The organism is bacterium, from assembly GCA_036524115.1.
In the GTDB taxonomy this organism is placed as follows: Bacteria; JAUVQV01; JAUVQV01; order JAUVQV01; family DATDCY01; genus DATDCY01.
This window is the reverse complement of record DATDCY010000326.1, coordinates 1-14,499: the sequence shown is the minus strand read 5'-3', so window position 1 is coordinate 14,499 and position 14,499 is coordinate 1. Positions and strand designations below refer to the sequence as shown.

Below are 14,499 nucleotides of genomic sequence, written 5' to 3'. Positions count from 1 at the left end.
GCTCGCCGCCGCCGGGCTCGGCCTCATCGTCCTGCCGGATTCCGGGGTCGCCGCCGGGATCGCCGGATCCTTCGCCGTCCTGCTTGGCCTCACCCTCGGGACGGGCGAAGCGCTCGTGGTGCTGGGCCCGGCCCTTGAAGCCGTCCTGGCGCGCGCCGGGGGGCTGCCCGGCCGGCTGGCGGCGGGCTTCATCCGCCGGTCCCTCGGCCGCACGGCGGTGGCTACCGCGGCCTTCACGGTGGCGCTCGCGATGTCGATCGGCCTCGGCACGCTCATCGGCAGCTTCCGGCGCTCGCTCGACGAGTGGATGGCCGCGCAGATCACCGCCGATCTCTACATCGGCCGGGCCGCGGAGGGCGCGATCCCCGAGTCGTTCGTCGACGGGCTGCGCGGGCTTCCCGGGGTGGCCGCGCTCGACTGCTACCGCTACGTCCCGATGCTCTTCCGGGGTCAGCCGGCCCACATCCAGGCGGTGGACGCGGCCGTGCTCCAGCGCTTCGCGCACTACCGGTGGCTGGGCGGCGGCGGCGAGGAGCACTGGGACGAGGTGCGCCGCGGCGCGGTCGCCGTCAGCGAGAGCTTCGCGCGCCGCTTCGGCGTGCGGGCCGGCGGGCGGATCGAGCTCGCGGGGCGCGAGGGGCCGCGCGCGTTCGCCGTGGCGGGGGTCTTCCACGACTACACCTCGGAGCATGGCGTGGTGCTCATGGACCGGGCCGTCTACTTCGAGCTGGCCGGCGATCGGACGGTCAACACGGTGGGCGTCTTCCTCGGGCCGGGTCCTGCCGGGGACGCGGCGGTGCAGGAGGTCGAGCGCCGGGCGGCGGCCGAGGGCTACCCCGTGCAGCGGCGCGCGCAGCTGCACCGCGCGATCCGCGCGGTCTTCGACGCGACGTTCGCGGTGACGCGCTCGCTGCGGCTGCTGGCCGTCGTGACCGCGTTCTTCGGCGTCGCCGGGGCGCTGCTGACGCTCTTCACCGAGCGGCGGCGGGAGTTCGGGATCTTCCGGGCGCTCGGGTTCTCGTCGGGGCAGGCGGTGGGGGTGACCTTCCTCGAGGGGATCGGGCTCGGCGCGGCGAGCTTCGCGCTGAGCGCCGTGGTCGGGACCGTCGTCGCGGCGCTGCTCATCCGGGTGATCAACCTGCGCAGCTTCCACTGGACGGTGTTCTTCCATCCGGCGTGGGAGAGCTACGCGCTGGCGGCGGCGGTGGCGGTGGGCGCGAGCCTCGGGGCGGCGGCGTACCCGGCGTGGCTGGTGCACAGGACGTATCCGCAGATTCAACTGCGGGAAGAGTAGGGATGATGCGGGCTGCGGGGTCCTGTCGCGCAGCACCCCCACGGTGCTCCCTTCGGTCCGCCCCGTGGGGGGCCCCCGCTCCGCGCCACCCCTTCGCCCAGATGATCCTGATTCTGTTCAGGCAACGTCTGAAGGCGATTCTGGGAACAATTCTGCTGCTCTTCGTTTCAAGCGCGCACGGGTACGCGGGAGATGGGTGGACAGTGGCGGAGGGGACGCGGACGTGGTCGTTCCCGCGGGACCATGGCGCGCACCCCGACTACCGCACGGAGTGGTGGTACTTCACCGGGATCGTCGCGGCCGCCGATGGCCGGCGTTTCGGCTACCAGCTCACGTTCTTCCGCCAGGGCGTCGTCCCCGGCGCGCCCGACCCGGGCAATCCCTGGTCCATCCGCGACCTGTACCTCGCGCACTTCACGCTCACGGATGTCGCCGCCGGCTCCTTCCGGTACGCCGAGCGCGTGTCCCGCGCCGGTCCGGGGCTCGCGGGCGCGGACGCCGGCGGGTTGCGCGCGTGGGTCCTCGACTGGTCTGCCGGGGCGCACGACGACGCGTTCGTCCTCGCGGCCCGCGACGGCGGATGCGAGATCCGCCTGACGTTGCGGCCCCGCGGCGCGCCCGTGCTCCACGGCGAGGGCGGCCTCAGCCGCAAGGGGCCCGCGCCCGGCCAGGCCTCGTGGTACGCGTCGGTCACCGACCTGGAGACCGCCGGCACGGTCCGCCCGGACGGCGGCAGCGAAGTCGGCGTCCGGGGCGCGAGCTGGTTCGACCACGAGTTCGGCTCCGGCCAGCTCGCAGACGACCTCGCGGGGTGGGACTGGTTCGGGCTGCGGTTCTCCGACGGGCGGGCGCTGATGGTCTACCGGCTGCGGCGCCGCGACGGCGGCGCCGCGCCCGCCTCCTCCGGCACGCTCGTCGACGCGGGCGGGACGCCGCGGCACCTGGCGCACGACGATGCGACCGTCGAGGCGCTCGCGCAGTGGCGCAGCCCGCACAGCGGCGCGAGCTATCCGGCGCGCTGGAGGCTGCGCGTCCCCGCCGCCGGCATCGACATCGAGATATCGCCGCTGGTCGCCGACCAGGAACTGCAGACGGAGAAGTCCACCGGCGTCACGTACTGGGAGGGGGCGGTCGGCGGGCGCGGCACCGCGGCCGGGCGGGCCGTTGCGGTCGAGGGCTATGCGGAGTTGACCGGGTACGCGGGCGGGTTGGGAGGGCTGTTCTGAGAGATGGCTGCGCAGTCCGCCGGGCCGTCGAGCCGAGGGCGGCAGGCCTCAGCCCCCCGTGACGCCGCCGCGCCGTCGCGAGACGACGGCGCCGAGCAGGAACGCGAGCCCGAGGGTCAGCGCCGCGCCGACCACGCCGGCCAGCGAGGTGCCGGTGCCCATCGCAGGCCGGGCGGCGCCGGTGGCTCCCGCCGGCGTGGCGCCACCCTTGCCGGGAAGCGCGTAGTCCGGGAGGATCGCGGTCTTCTCCTGCAAGCGCGCAACCGAGCCGGAAAACCCGTGCTTCGCGCCCTCGAGCTCCGCCTTCCCCGTCACCCGCGCTATGCTCCACTCCAGGCCGTCCGGCCGGGAGGAGGCGAGCCAGACGACGGCGCCGCCGACGAGAAGCGCCGCCGCGGCCAGCCCGGCGACCAGGGGGCGCAGCGAGCGCGCCTCGCCGGCGGCCGGATCGGTGCCGAGCGCCTGCGCCCGCAGGGCCGGCCTGACCTTGAAGACATAGCCGGCGACGACCGCGGTGACGATCCCCTCGATGATCCCGACGGGAAGGTGGATGCCGCCCATGAGCGCCGCGAACGGCCAGGGCGCCAGTTCGCTGCGCCTGGAGAGGAAGGTCTGGGCGACGACGCCCATGGCCCCCAGCTCCAGGCCGACCGCGGCTGCCGTGACCGCTGCGCCGGTCGTGCGCGCCGGGGAGGGGTCCTTTCCGGCAAGGGCGCGAAAGAGCGGCAACCCGACGAAGCAGGGGAAGACACCGAGGTTGAAGACGTTCGTGCCCAGAGCGAGGAGTCCCCCGTCGGCAAAGAAGAAGGCCTGGACCACGAGGACCGACGAGATCGTCAGAAAGGCCGCGTACGGGCCGAGCAGCATCGCCAGGAGCAGCCCGCCGCCGAGATGGCCGGAGGAGCCGGTGCCGGGGATTGCGAAGTTGATCATCTGCGCCGCGAAGACGAACGCCCCGAGGACGCCCATCAGCGGGACCTTGTGGTCGTCGAGCGTCTTCCTGACCTTCCTCGCGCAGAGGCCGAGGCACGCGCCCGACACCGTCCAGAAGCTCACCCCGACCGCGGGGGAGAGCAGGGCGTCAGCCATGTGCACGATCCACGTTCCTCCAGGCGGCCGCTCCGACGCGGCTGCCGATGTTGCACATGATTGTACCCGATTCGCCGCTGGGTGTTACAACTATCGGACGTCGTGGCACCCGGGCGCCGGACTTGAAGGGCGGATCCGGCGGCGAGATTTCCGGCCCCACGGCGTATCGCAGGCATATATTGCCTAAGAGAGCGATACGCGTGCAGGCCCACCTTGGAGCGTCCCGCCCCGGCGAGACAGGAAGGGTGCAAGCACATGGAAACGGATCGCGGCGACGGGCTGGAGATCCGCCTCGGCGATGTCGTCTTCTCCGTTTCGGCCGCGTTCGATCTGATGTGCCCCGCGGTGGCGAACCACCACCTGCGTGTGACGCGCATCGCCCGCGCGCTCGCCCGGACCCTCAACCTCCCCCCGGCCGAGCAGACCGATCTGCTGCTGGCGGCCGCCCTCCACGACGCCGGCGCCTTCTCGCTGCGCGAGAGGCTCGAGATCATGCGCTTCGAGGTCCAGAACCCCCACGAGCACGCGGAAGCCAGCTACCGCCTGCTGAGGGCGTTCCCGCGCTTCGAGGGCGCCGCGGAGATCGTCCGCTACCACCACCTGCCGTGGGACAACCGGGGCGGCGAGTCCTTCCGGGGCCGCCCCGTCCCGCTGGGCAGCCACCTGCTGCACCTCGCCGACCGCGTCAGCGTGCTGCCGATCGACTGGTCGCGCGACGCGGGGCTGGGCCGCGATGACCTGCGGGGGGTGACCGAGGGTTCCGGCGCGCGCTTCGTGCCGGAATTCGTGGAGGCGCTGCTGGAGACGGCGGGCCGTGCGGGCTTCGCGCGCCAGGTCGGCGCGTGGAGCGACCAGGATCTCAGGGAGGAGCCCCTGCTGGGCACGGTCCCGCTGTCGGAGGCGGATTTCCGCAGCCTGGCCAAGCTCTTCTGGCAGCTTGTCGACTTTCGCAGCCGGTTCACGGCGACACACACCAGCGGGGTGGCCGCGGTCGCCGCGTTCCTCGCGCCGCTCGCGGGCCTCGGCGGGGCGCCGGCCCGCAAGGTGGCCATCGCTGCCGGACTCCACGATCTCGGGAAGCTGGCCGTCCCCAGCGAGACGCTGGAGAAGGAGCGGCCCCTGAACCCGGCCGAGCGCGTCGCGCTGCGGGAGCACCCCCTGCACGGCTGGAAGATCCTCGGGCGCGTGCGCGGCATGGAGGAGATCAACACGTGGGCCAGCTACCACCACGAGCGGCTCGACGGCTCGGGGTACCCGTTCCACGTCCCCGGCAGGATGATCCCGCGCGAGAGCCGGATCGTCGCGGTCGCGGACGTGTTCACCGCGCTCACCGAGGAGCGCCCGTACCGGCGGGGGATGAGCCCGCGCGAGGCGGTCGGCATCCTGCGCGGCATGGCCGACGGCGGGGAGATGGACGCCGACATCGTCGGCACGATGGTCGCGAACCGCGAGCAGGCGGCAGAGGTGCGGCACCGCGCGCAGGAGGCCGCCGCGGACCGCTACCGGGCCTTCCTCGAGCTGGCCGCCAACGCGCGGCCCCAGCCGACCGCGGCCTGAGGCGCCGTGCGCGGCCGCCGCGCCCGCGCGCGTGCGCCTGCGTGGGCGGGCCCCGTGCTATGATCCGGTGACATGATGATGACGGACGGGAGCGGCATCGAGAAGCGCAGGCACCTGCGCCTGAGCGCCATGGGGCCGGTCGAGGTCGTGGTCCAGGGCGGCTCGCCGGAGATCGGCTACCTGGCGAGCATCGGCCGCGGCGGACTGGGCCTGTACGTACGGCAGGACCTCGCGCCGGGACAGCTGGTCCTCGCGAGCCTGCACCTGATCGCCAAGGACGGCAACGCCGAGGACCTCAAGGTCGTGGCGCGGGTCCGCTGGGCGCGCGCGGTGCAGGACCTGCGGATGGCCGGCCTCCAGTTCGAGCAGATGTCGGACGCGCGCTACGCGCTGCTCCTCGGCCACCTGCACATCATCGAGGCCTGGCAGCTCGGGGACCGCGCGTCCGAGGCGGCCTCGACGAGGCTGCGCTTCACCGTCCGCGAGTGAGCACATCCGCGCCGAAGCGCGGATTTCAGGAAGGCAGGCCCCCTGCTTGATCACACCGCACGGCCGCTCGGAATCGAGTCAAGGCACACTTTCGGAACTTGGTGCACAGGCGGTTCTTCCGGATCCGCGCGCACGCGCGGATCATGGCGGGGCGAGGGTCACGAGGGTCGCCCCCCAGCCGCCGGCGCCGGGGTCGGCCAGCGCGTAGTCCACGACGGCGGGCTCGCGCGCCAGCAGCGCGTGCACCGTCCGCCGCAGCGTCCCGTCGCCCTTGCCGTGGATGATGCGGACCGCGAGGATGCCGCGCGCCCGGCAGGCGGCGAGGTACTCCGGGACGACCTCCTTCACGTCGCGCGGCCGGAAGGTGTGCAGGTCGAGCACCCCGTCGATGGGGATCTCGACCGGCTCGTCGTCATGCTGCTCAGCGTTCATCGGCTGGCTCCTGTCCCGGACTCATGACGTCGGCCCCGGGGGGTGACAGCGGCGCGCCAGCGCCGCGCCAGAGGGGGCGGAGCCCCCATGGAAGCGCCCGCCATTCGACGGCGCGAGGCAGCGGGCGTTTCCGGGCGCTCGACGGGGGTGCGCAGCGACAGGACCCCGAAGCGCACATCGGCATATATCCGTCCGGGCCGCCACTAGATCTCGATGACCGTCGGGAGGATGAGCGGCCGGCGCTCCAGCCGCTTGTCGACGAACTTGCGCAGCGCCTTGCGCACCTTGATCTGCACCTCGCCCCATTCCGTGAGCACCTCCGCCCCCGTCTCGGCGAGGACGCCGGCGACGACCTCGCGCGCGTCCGCGAGCAGCGCCTCCTCCTCGCCGGCGAAGGCGACGCCGCGGCTGACGATGTCCGGCCCGGAGACGACCTCGCCGGTCTGGCGGTTGACGCCGAGGATGACGAGGATGATCCCGTCCTGCGCCAGGCGCCGGCGGTCCTTGAGGACGGCGTCGTGGATGTCGCCGTGGGCCTTCCCGTCGACGAGCACCCTCCCCGCGGCGATCCGCCCGGCGCGCTCGGCCTCGCCGTCGGCGAAGCGGATGCGGTCGCCGTTCTCCGCGACGATGACGCGAGCGGGCTCGACGCCGGCCTCCGCCGCGAGGCGCGCGTGGCGCGCCAGGTGGCGGTACTCGCCGTGGACCGGCACGAAGTGGCGCGGGCGGACCGCGCGGATGAGCGCCCGCAGCTCGTCGCGGCTGCCGTGCCCCGAGACGTGGATGCCCGCGTCGCTGCCGTAGTAGACGTCTGCGCCGCGCTGGAAGAGGTGGTTGACCGTCCGCGCGATGGCCTTCTCGTGGCCGGGGATGACGCGCGCCGAGATCACGACGCGGTCGCCGGGGAGGATCGAGATCTGCTTGTGGTCGTTGACGGCCATGCGCGAGAGCGCCGCGAGCGGCTCGCCCTGGCTGCCGGTGGTGAGGATGAGGACGCGCTCGGGGGGGAGCGACCGCAGCTCGCCGGCGTCGACGAGGAGCGAGGAGGGCAGGCGCAGCGCCCCGAGCTGGGAGGCCATGCCGACCACCGAGACCATGCTCCGGCCCGCGAGGTGAATGCGCCGGCGCGTCTCGCGGGCGATGTCGACCAACTGCTGGATGCGGTGGATGTGCGACGCGAAGGTGGCGACGATCACCCGTCCCGGCGCCTCCGCGACGATCGCGCGCAGGGCCGGCGCGAGCGAGCTCTCGGAAGCGGTGCTCCCCGCGTGCTCGACGTTGGTGCTGTCGGCCAGCAGCGCCAGCACGCCGCGGTCGCCGAGCGCGGTGAAGCGCGCCAGGTCCGTCGCGCGTCCGTCGACCGGCGCCGGGTCGAGCTTGAAGTCGCCGGAATGCACGATCAGTCCGGCCGGCGTGTCGATCGCGAGGCCGACGCCCGCGGGGATGCTGTGAGCGACCGGAATGGTCTCCACCGCGAAGGGCCCGAGCGCGATCGTCTCGCCGTCCTGGAGCGGCACGAGGCGCGCCTTGTCCGCCAGGTCGAACTCGCGCAGCTTCTCGCGCACCAGGGCCAGGGTCAGCGGCGTGCCGTGGATCGGCACGTCGAAGCGGTCGAGGAAGTAGGGCAGGGCGCCGATGTGGTCCTCGTGCCCGTGCGTCAGGACCACGCCGTGCAGCAGGTCGCCGCATTCCGCCAGGTGCGTGAAGTCGGGGATGACGACGTCGACGCCGAGGTGCTCCTCCTCCGGGAACATCAGGCCGCAGTCGACGAGGAGCGCCTCGCCGTCAGAGCAGACGACGAGCGAGTTCAGGCCGATCTCGCCGAGGCCGCCAAGGGGGATGAGGTCCACCGCCGCCATCGCGCGGATCATAGCACGGCACGCGCGCGGCGCGATTTTCCGCTTGACAGCCCGGCGGGGCGGGGATACCTTTCACCACAAATGAGACTAACAACGTCCTATATATCTTAGTTTGGAGGTCGGCAATGGAGATCACGCGGGCGACTGAATACGCGGTGCGTTGCATCCTGCACCTGGCCCTCGAGCCGTCGGGCCGGGTCGTCCCCCGGAAGGAGGTGGCACGGGCGCGGGAGATCCCCGAGCCGTTCCTCGGCAAGATCGCCCAGCGGCTCGCGCGCGCCGGCATCATCCGCATCCACCAGGGGGCCCGCGGCGGCTACGAGCTGGTCGTGCCGCCGGAGCGGGTCACCCTGCTGCAGGTCGTCGAGTCCGGCGAGGGGGTGCTCTCCCTGAACAAGTGCGTGCTGCACCCCCAGTCCTGCTCCCGTTCCTGCTTCTGCCCGGCGCACCGCGTCTGGTCCGAGGCGCGCCGCCAGCTGCGCGAGACGCTCGCCGGCACGACCTTCGCGGCCCTCGCCGCGCAGGAGCGGCCGGTCCCGCCCGTCAAGGCCAACAAACCGAGGAGGAGGTAGCCATGGACGTCCTGTTCCTGTCGCGGCTGCAGTTCGCCGCCGCGACGCTGTTCCACTTCATCTTCGTGCCGTTGACGCTCGGCATCTCCGTGCTCATCGCGATCATGGAGACGGTCTACGTGCGCACCGGCGACGAGGAGTACCGGCGCATGGCGAAGTTCTGGGGCAAGCTCTTCCTCATCAACTTCGCCATCGGGGTGGTCACCGGCATCACCCTCGAGTTCCAGTTCGGCACGAACTGGTCGCGCTACTCCACCTACGTCGGCGACGTCTTCGGCGCGCTGCTCGCGATCGAGGCGACCGTGACCTTCTTCCTCGAGTCGACGTTCATCGCGGTCTGGGCCCTCGGCTGGAAGAAGCTCTCGCCGAAGGCGCACGCGGTCGCCATCTGGCTGGTGGCGCTCGCGTCCAACATGTCGGCGTACTGGATCCTCACCGCCAACTCCTGGATGCAGCACCCCGTCGGCTACACGATCCGCAACGGCCGCGCCGAGGTCACCGACTTCCTCGCCGTCATCTCGCAGGGCTTCGCGCTCATGACGTTCGTGCACACGGTCAGCGGCGCCTACGCGGCCGCCGGCTTCTTCGTGCTCGGGATCAGCGCCTGGCACCTGCTGCGCGGCCAGAACGTCGCGTTCTTCACCAAGTCCTTCCGCCTCGCCGCCACGTTCGCGGCGGCCGCGGCGCTCGTCGTCGTGGGCCTCGGCCATCTCAGCGGCTCCGAGGTCGCGGCGACGCAGCCGACGAAGCTCGCCGCGATGGAGTCGCACTGGGAGACGGGCGCGAACGTGCCGATGTACCTGATCCAGTGGCCGGACCCATCCGGCGAGCGCAACGCCGTCGAGGCCCTGCCCATCCCCGGCCTGCTCAGCCTGCTGGCGTTCCACGACACGGCCGCCACGGTCAAGGGGCTCAAGGAGTTCCCGGCGTCGGAGCGCCCGCCGATCTTTCCCTCCTGGCTTTCCTTCAAGATCATGGTCGGCGCCGGCTCCCTGCTGCTGCTGGTCGCGCTGGGGGCCTGGCTCGTCCGCGGCAACCCCGCCGGGCGGCCGGGCTTCCTGCGGCTGATGGTCTGGGCGCTGCCGCTGCCCTGGATCGCGATCGAGACCGGCTGGATCCTGGCGGAGGTCGGGCGGCAGCCGTGGATCGTCTACGGCGTCATGAAGACGTCGGCTGCGGTGTCGCGGCTGGCGACGGTGCAGGTGGCGACGAGCCTCGTCGCGTTCGTCGCGGTCTACGGGATCCTCGGCTTCATCGCGATCTCGCTCATGGCGCGCTTCGCCCGCCGCGGCCCGGTGGCGGACTAGCGCGGGCGAGGGGAGGGGACGGCAATGCTTGAGACGATCTGGTTCATTCTCTGGGGCGTGCTCTGGGCGGTCTACTTCATGCTCGACGGCTTCGACCTGGGGCTCGGCTCCCTGATGCCGTTCCTCGCGAAGGACGAGACCGACCGGCGGGTCATCTACTCCGCGATGGGGCCGTTCTGGAACGGCAACGAGGTCTGGCTGCTGACGGCGGGCGGGGCGACCTTCGCGGCGTTCCCCGACGCCTACGCGGCGATGTTCAGCGCGATGTACACGCCGCTGATGCTGCTGCTCTTCGCGATCATCATCCGCGGCATCGCCTTCGAGTACCGCGGCAAGGTCGACGGCGCCGGCTGGCGGGCGCGCTGGGACGGCCTCTTCACGGTCGCGAGCGCGCTGCCGATGCTGCTCTTCGGCGTCGCGTTCGCGAACATCTTCGCCGGGGTGCCCATCGACCGCGAGGGCGTCTTCCAGGGCAACCTGCTGACCTACCTCAACCCCTACGGGCTGCTCGGCGGCGCGCTCTTCGTGCTGCTCTTTCTCGTGCACGGGGCGCTCTGGGGCGCCTGGCGCACCGAGGGCGGCCTGCACGAGCGCGCCGCGTCCCTGGCCGCGAAGCTCTGGCCGGCGCTGCTGGTGATCGCGGTGGCCTTCCTCGGCGCGAGCTGGTTCGCGACGCCGCTGTATGCCAACTACCTCGCGATGCCGGTGCTCTGGGTCCTCCCGGTGCTCGCGGTCGTCGGCCTGGTCGGCACGCGGGTGGCGATGGCGCGGGGCTCCTGGGGCGGGGCCTGGGGCTTCTCGGCGCTGACGATCGTGGGCGCGACCTTCTTCGGGGTGGCCGGGCTCTTCCCGAACATCTTCCCCTCCAGCCTTGACCCGGCCTTCTCGAAGACGGCATTCAACGCCGCCTCCACCGGGGCGACGCTCGGGGTGATGCTGGCGGTCGCGCTGGTCATGGTGCCGATCGTCATCGGCTACCAGTTCTGGGTGTACCGGCTCTTCAGCGGCAAGATCACCCGCGAGAGCCCCGCCTACGAATAGCGCGAGGGTCTTTTCCGCCCTGGCGGCGTTGCCTTCGTCGCGGCTTTGTGCGGCGTACACCTCGTACGCCTCCGCAGCCGCATCCTCGGGCGCCTTGCCAGGACGAAAAATCCCGCTCGCGCTGGTGTCGAGGACAGTGGTTTAACCAGGAAAGGAGAACGAAATGGGAGTGCTGGTCGGCAAGAAGGCGCCGGACTTCACGGCGCAGGCGGTGCTCGGGAACAACGAGATCGCGCAGTTCACCCTCTCGAAGGCGACGAAGGGCACGTACGCCGTCGTCTTCTTCTATCCGCTGGACTTCACGTTCGTCTGTCCCTCGGAGCTGCTGGCGTTCGACCACCGGCTCAAGGAGTTCAAGAAGCGGGGCGTCGAGGTGATCGGCGTCTCGATCGACTCGCAGTTCACGCACCTGGCGTGGAAGAACACGGCCGTGGAGAACGGCGGCATCGGCAAGGTCGGCTACCCGCTCGTCGCCGACGTCAAGCACGAGATCTGCCGCGCCTACGACGTCGAGGCCGACGGGGGCGTCGCCTTCCGCGGCTCGTTCCTCATCGACAAGGCGGGTGTGGTGCGCCACCAGGTGGTCAACGACCTGCCGCTGGGGCGCAACGTGGACGAGATGCTGCGGATGGTCGACGCGCTGCAGTTCACCGAGAAGCACGGCGAGGTCTGCCCGGCGGGGTGGGAAGCCGGCAAGGACGGGATGCAGGCGACCCCCGAGGGCGTGGCGAAGTACCTCGCCGAGCACCACCAGGAACTCTGATCCGCCGGACGGGTCGGGAAGAGGGGGACTAGAGCGGCGCTTCGTAGATGCGATAGGTCTTGTAGAGGCGGCCGCCCATCATCTCGGCGGCGCGGACCATCATCACGTTGTCCTCGAGGATCCAGCTGGCCTCGCCGCCGCGGTACCCGAGCTTGACGGCGCGCAGCGCGTACTCATAGAAGAGCACGCCCGCCGCGCCGGTGCGCCGGTACTCCGGGAGCACGCCGAGCACCATGACCCGGCAGAAGTCGATCCGCCTGCGCCGGGTCAGCAGCAGCCAGAGCCCGCGCAGCAGGCCGCCGCGGGGGTTGTCCTTGAGCACCTGGTTGATGTCCGGGAGGTTCAGCGCGAACCCGGCCACGTCGCCGGCCGGCGTCTCCGCGAAGAGGACCAGCTCCGGCTCCACGACCTGCTTGAAGTCGGCGGCCAGCGCGTCGAACTCCTCGTCGGTCATCGGGACCTCGCCCCAGTTCCCCTGCCAGGCGCGGTTGTAGACCTGCTTGATCCGCGCGATCTCCGCCGGGAAGTCCTTCATGTTGAGGGAGCGGTACACCAGCCCGCTGCGCTTCTGGAAGACCTCGTGGGCGCGCTTGAGCTTGGCGTTGGCGACCGTCTCCGGCGTCGTCAGCAGATAGGCGTAGAGGTCCCGGGCCTTGCGCAGGCCGCAGCCCTCGAGGAGCGCCGCGTAGTACGGCGGGTTGTAGGGCATCATCACGGCCGGCGGCAGATCGAAACCCTCGACGAGCAGCCCGTACTCGTCGTTCACCGAGGGGTTGGCCGGCCCGCGCATCGCGTCCATCCCGCGGCCGCGCAGCCAGCCGCGGGCCGCCTCGAGAAGCGCCGCGGCGACCTGCGGGTCGTCGACGCTCTCGAAGAAGCCGAAGAAGCCGACCCGGTCGTTGTGGCGCCGGTTGTGGTTGTGGTTCACGATGGCGCCGATGCGCCCGACGATCTTCCCGCCGCGCTCGGCGAGGAAGAGCTCGCGCTCGGCGTGCCGGTAGAAGGGGTTCTTCCGGGTGTCGATCAGCTTGCGCCGCTCCATGCGCAGCGGCGCCACCCAGTGCTTGGCATCGCGGTAGTGCGTGTAGAGAAAGTCGATGAAGCGGCGCTCGTCGGCCTTCGTTCGCACCGGGCGGATCGTAATGTCACTCATGGGGGTGGGAGTGTACCACCGCTCTGATGCGTCCGGGGTGACGGGACGTCAATGCGCTCTCGGTGCTCCCTTGCCTGCCGGGGTGGTTATCAGGAGCGTCGCGAGGCGGAGGAAGCCCTCGAGGGGGATCTCCTCCGCCCGCGCCTTCTCCGTGAGGCCGAGCTCGTGCAGCGCGGCGGCGAGCGCATCGCGGTCGATCGCCCGGCCCGAGGCGGCGGCCGAGTTGAGGAAGAGCTTGCGTCGCTGGGCGAAGCCGGCGCGCAGGAGCGTCTCAAAGACCCGCTCGGCCTCCGGCGGGAGCAGCGGCTCGGGGCGCGGCACCAGGCGCACGACCGCTGACTCGACCTTCGGCGGCGGCGCGAACGCCCCCCGCGGTACCGTGAACACCAGTTCGGCTTCCGCCCGGTACTGCGTCGCGAGCGAGAGCGAGCCGTAGGCCGGGTCGCCGGGGCCGGCGACGAGCCGCCGCGCGACCTCCTTCTGGAACATCAGCACCAGCAGCGAGAACGTCCCGCGCCGCGCGAGCAGGCGGTCGAGGACCGCGGTGGCGATGTTGTAGGGGAGGTTCGCGACACACTTCAGCGGCGCCAGCGGCGCGAGCGCCCCGAGGTCGTAGTGCAGGACGTCGGCCTCGACGATGTCGACGCGTCCCCCCTCCGGGAAGCGGGCGCGCAGGGCCGGCAGGCGGCGCCGGTCGGTCTCGAGCGCGACCAGTCTGCCGCAGGCGGCAGCCAGCGGCGTGGTCAGGGTCGCGTCGCCGGCGCCGATCTCGAAGACGCGGTCGTCCGGCCCGAGCGCCGCAGCGGCTACGATCCGCGCAAGGACGCCCCGATCCCGCAGGAAGTGCTGCCCGAGGGACTTCTTGGCAGGAAAGTGACTGGCGTTCAAGAGTCCCCCCCCTTGGCAGAGGGGGGCAGGGGGGATTTCAAGCCCGCCCTCTGTGCCGCGCCAGCGTTGCCGCCAGTTCGACCGCCGCCAGCAGGCTCGCCGGGCTCGCGACGCCCTTGCCCGCGATGTCGAACGCCGTGCCGTGGTCCACCGAGGTGCGGACGATCGGCAGGCCGAGCGTGACATTGACGCCGGTGTCGAAGGCGAGGGTCTTGAGGGGTCCGAGCCCCTGGTCGTGGTACATCGCGACGACCGCGGCGAACTCCCCGCGCGCCGCCCGGAAGAAGACCGTGTCCGCGGGCAGCGGGCCGGTGACCGGGACGCCCTTGGCCGCCATCGCCCGGACCGCGGGGCCGATGATCCGCCGCTCCTCGCGGCCCATGAGGCCCGCCTCGCCGGCGTGGGGGTTCAGGCCGCAGACCGCGATCCGCGGCCGCCGCAGCCCGAGGTCGCGCACCGCCTCCCACGTCAGCGCGATCGTCTCGCGGACCACCCGCGGCGTGATCAGCGCCGGCACGCGGGCGAGCGGCTCGTGGATCGTCGCCAGGACCACGCGCAGCGGCCCGCCCACGAGCATCATCGCGTAGCGCTTCGTCCCCGTGAAGGCGGCGAGAAGCTCCGTGTGCCCCGGGAAGGGGGAGCCGGCCGCCCGGATCGCCTCCTTGCTGATCGGCGCGGTGACGATCCCGGCGACGCGGCCGTCGAGCGCCAGGCAGATCGCCTCGCTCAGGGCTTCGAGGGCCGCGCGTCCGCCCGCCGCGCCCGGGCGGCCCAGCGGCGGCAGCGGATCGCGCTCGGGGCCGGTCTCGACGAGCGGGCAGTGCCCGGC

Annotated in this window: 14 protein-coding genes; 8 read left to right on the top strand and 6 right to left on the bottom strand. The window is 71.9% G+C overall.

The window, feature by feature from the left end; genetic code table 11:
- Positions 1–1,294 (top strand): ABC transporter permease (locus VI078_15830; GenBank protein HEY6000756.1); only part of this gene is annotated, 1,294 nt, incomplete at its 5' end.
- Positions 1,295–1,497: 203 nt separating this feature from the next.
- A complete protein-coding gene (locus VI078_15825; GenBank protein HEY6000755.1) occupies positions 1,498–2,520 on the top strand; it encodes a lipocalin-like domain-containing protein in 1,023 nt (340 codons plus the stop codon).
- 48 nt (positions 2,521–2,568) lie between these two features.
- On the opposite strand, the gene VI078_15820 is transcribed toward VI078_15825, so the two are convergent.
- A complete protein-coding gene (locus VI078_15820) occupies positions 2,569–3,615 on the bottom strand; it encodes an energy-coupling factor ABC transporter permease (protein HEY6000754.1) in 1,047 nt (348 codons plus the stop codon).
- 249 nt (positions 3,616–3,864) lie between these two features.
- Here VI078_15820 and VI078_15815 point away from each other — a divergent pair, with 249 nt between their 5' ends.
- Both VI078_15815 and VI078_15810 read left to right on the top strand, forming a co-directional pair.
- Positions 3,865–5,166, top strand: a complete 1,302-nt coding sequence (locus VI078_15815) for an HD domain-containing phosphohydrolase (protein HEY6000753.1) — start codon at positions 3,865–3,867, stop codon at positions 5,164–5,166.
- 72 nt (positions 5,167–5,238) lie between these two features.
- Positions 5,239–5,655: a PilZ domain-containing protein gene (locus VI078_15810; protein HEY6000752.1), complete on the top strand. Its 417-nt coding sequence runs from the start codon at positions 5,239–5,241 to the stop codon at positions 5,653–5,655.
- A 141-nt stretch (positions 5,656–5,796) separates the two neighbouring features.
- Here VI078_15810 and VI078_15805 read toward each other — a convergent pair whose 3' ends face one another.
- Both VI078_15805 and VI078_15800 read right to left on the bottom strand, forming a co-directional pair.
- Positions 5,797–6,087 (bottom strand): Smr/MutS family protein, encoded by a 291-nt coding sequence (locus VI078_15805; GenBank protein ID HEY6000751.1) that lies wholly within the window; start codon positions 6,085–6,087, stop codon positions 5,797–5,799.
- Between the two features lie 203 nt (positions 6,088–6,290).
- Positions 6,291–7,946 (bottom strand): ribonuclease J, encoded by a 1,656-nt coding sequence (locus tag VI078_15800; protein HEY6000750.1) that lies wholly within the window; start codon positions 7,944–7,946, stop codon positions 6,291–6,293.
- 125 nt (positions 7,947–8,071) lie between these two features.
- Here VI078_15800 and VI078_15795 point away from each other — a divergent pair, with 125 nt between their 5' ends.
- The 4 genes from VI078_15795 to VI078_15780 all read left to right on the top strand — a co-directional run bounded on the left by VI078_15795 (position 8,072) and on the right by VI078_15780 (position 11,629).
- On the top strand, positions 8,072–8,518 hold the full coding sequence (locus VI078_15795; GenBank protein ID HEY6000749.1) for an Rrf2 family transcriptional regulator: 447 nt from the start codon (positions 8,072–8,074) through the stop codon (positions 8,516–8,518).
- A gap of 2 nt (positions 8,519–8,520) precedes the next feature.
- Positions 8,521–9,825, top strand: a complete 1,305-nt coding sequence (locus tag VI078_15790; GenBank protein HEY6000748.1) for a cytochrome ubiquinol oxidase subunit I — start codon at positions 8,521–8,523, stop codon at positions 9,823–9,825.
- 24 nt (positions 9,826–9,849) lie between these two features.
- On the top strand, positions 9,850–10,866 hold the full coding sequence (gene cydB / locus VI078_15785; protein HEY6000747.1) for a cytochrome d ubiquinol oxidase subunit II: 1,017 nt from the start codon (positions 9,850–9,852) through the stop codon (positions 10,864–10,866).
- A 163-nt stretch (positions 10,867–11,029) separates the two neighbouring features.
- On the top strand, positions 11,030–11,629 hold the full coding sequence (locus VI078_15780; protein HEY6000746.1) for a peroxiredoxin: 600 nt from the start codon (positions 11,030–11,032) through the stop codon (positions 11,627–11,629).
- Positions 11,630–11,657: 28 nt separating this feature from the next.
- Here the strand turns inward: VI078_15780 and VI078_15775 are convergent, their stop codons facing one another.
- The 3 genes from VI078_15775 to pdxA form a co-directional block, all read right to left on the bottom strand.
- A complete protein-coding gene (locus VI078_15775) occupies positions 11,658–12,758 on the bottom strand; it encodes a hypothetical protein (protein ID HEY6000745.1) in 1,101 nt (366 codons plus the stop codon).
- A 72-nt stretch (positions 12,759–12,830) separates the two neighbouring features.
- A complete protein-coding gene (gene rsmA, locus VI078_15770) occupies positions 12,831–13,670 on the bottom strand; it encodes a 16S rRNA (adenine(1518)-N(6)/adenine(1519)-N(6))-dimethyltransferase RsmA (GenBank protein ID HEY6000744.1) in 840 nt (279 codons plus the stop codon).
- A 37-nt stretch (positions 13,671–13,707) separates the two neighbouring features.
- The coding region (pdxA, locus tag VI078_15765; protein ID HEY6000743.1) for a 4-hydroxythreonine-4-phosphate dehydrogenase PdxA at positions 13,708–14,499 on the bottom strand (792 nt) is incomplete at its 5' end.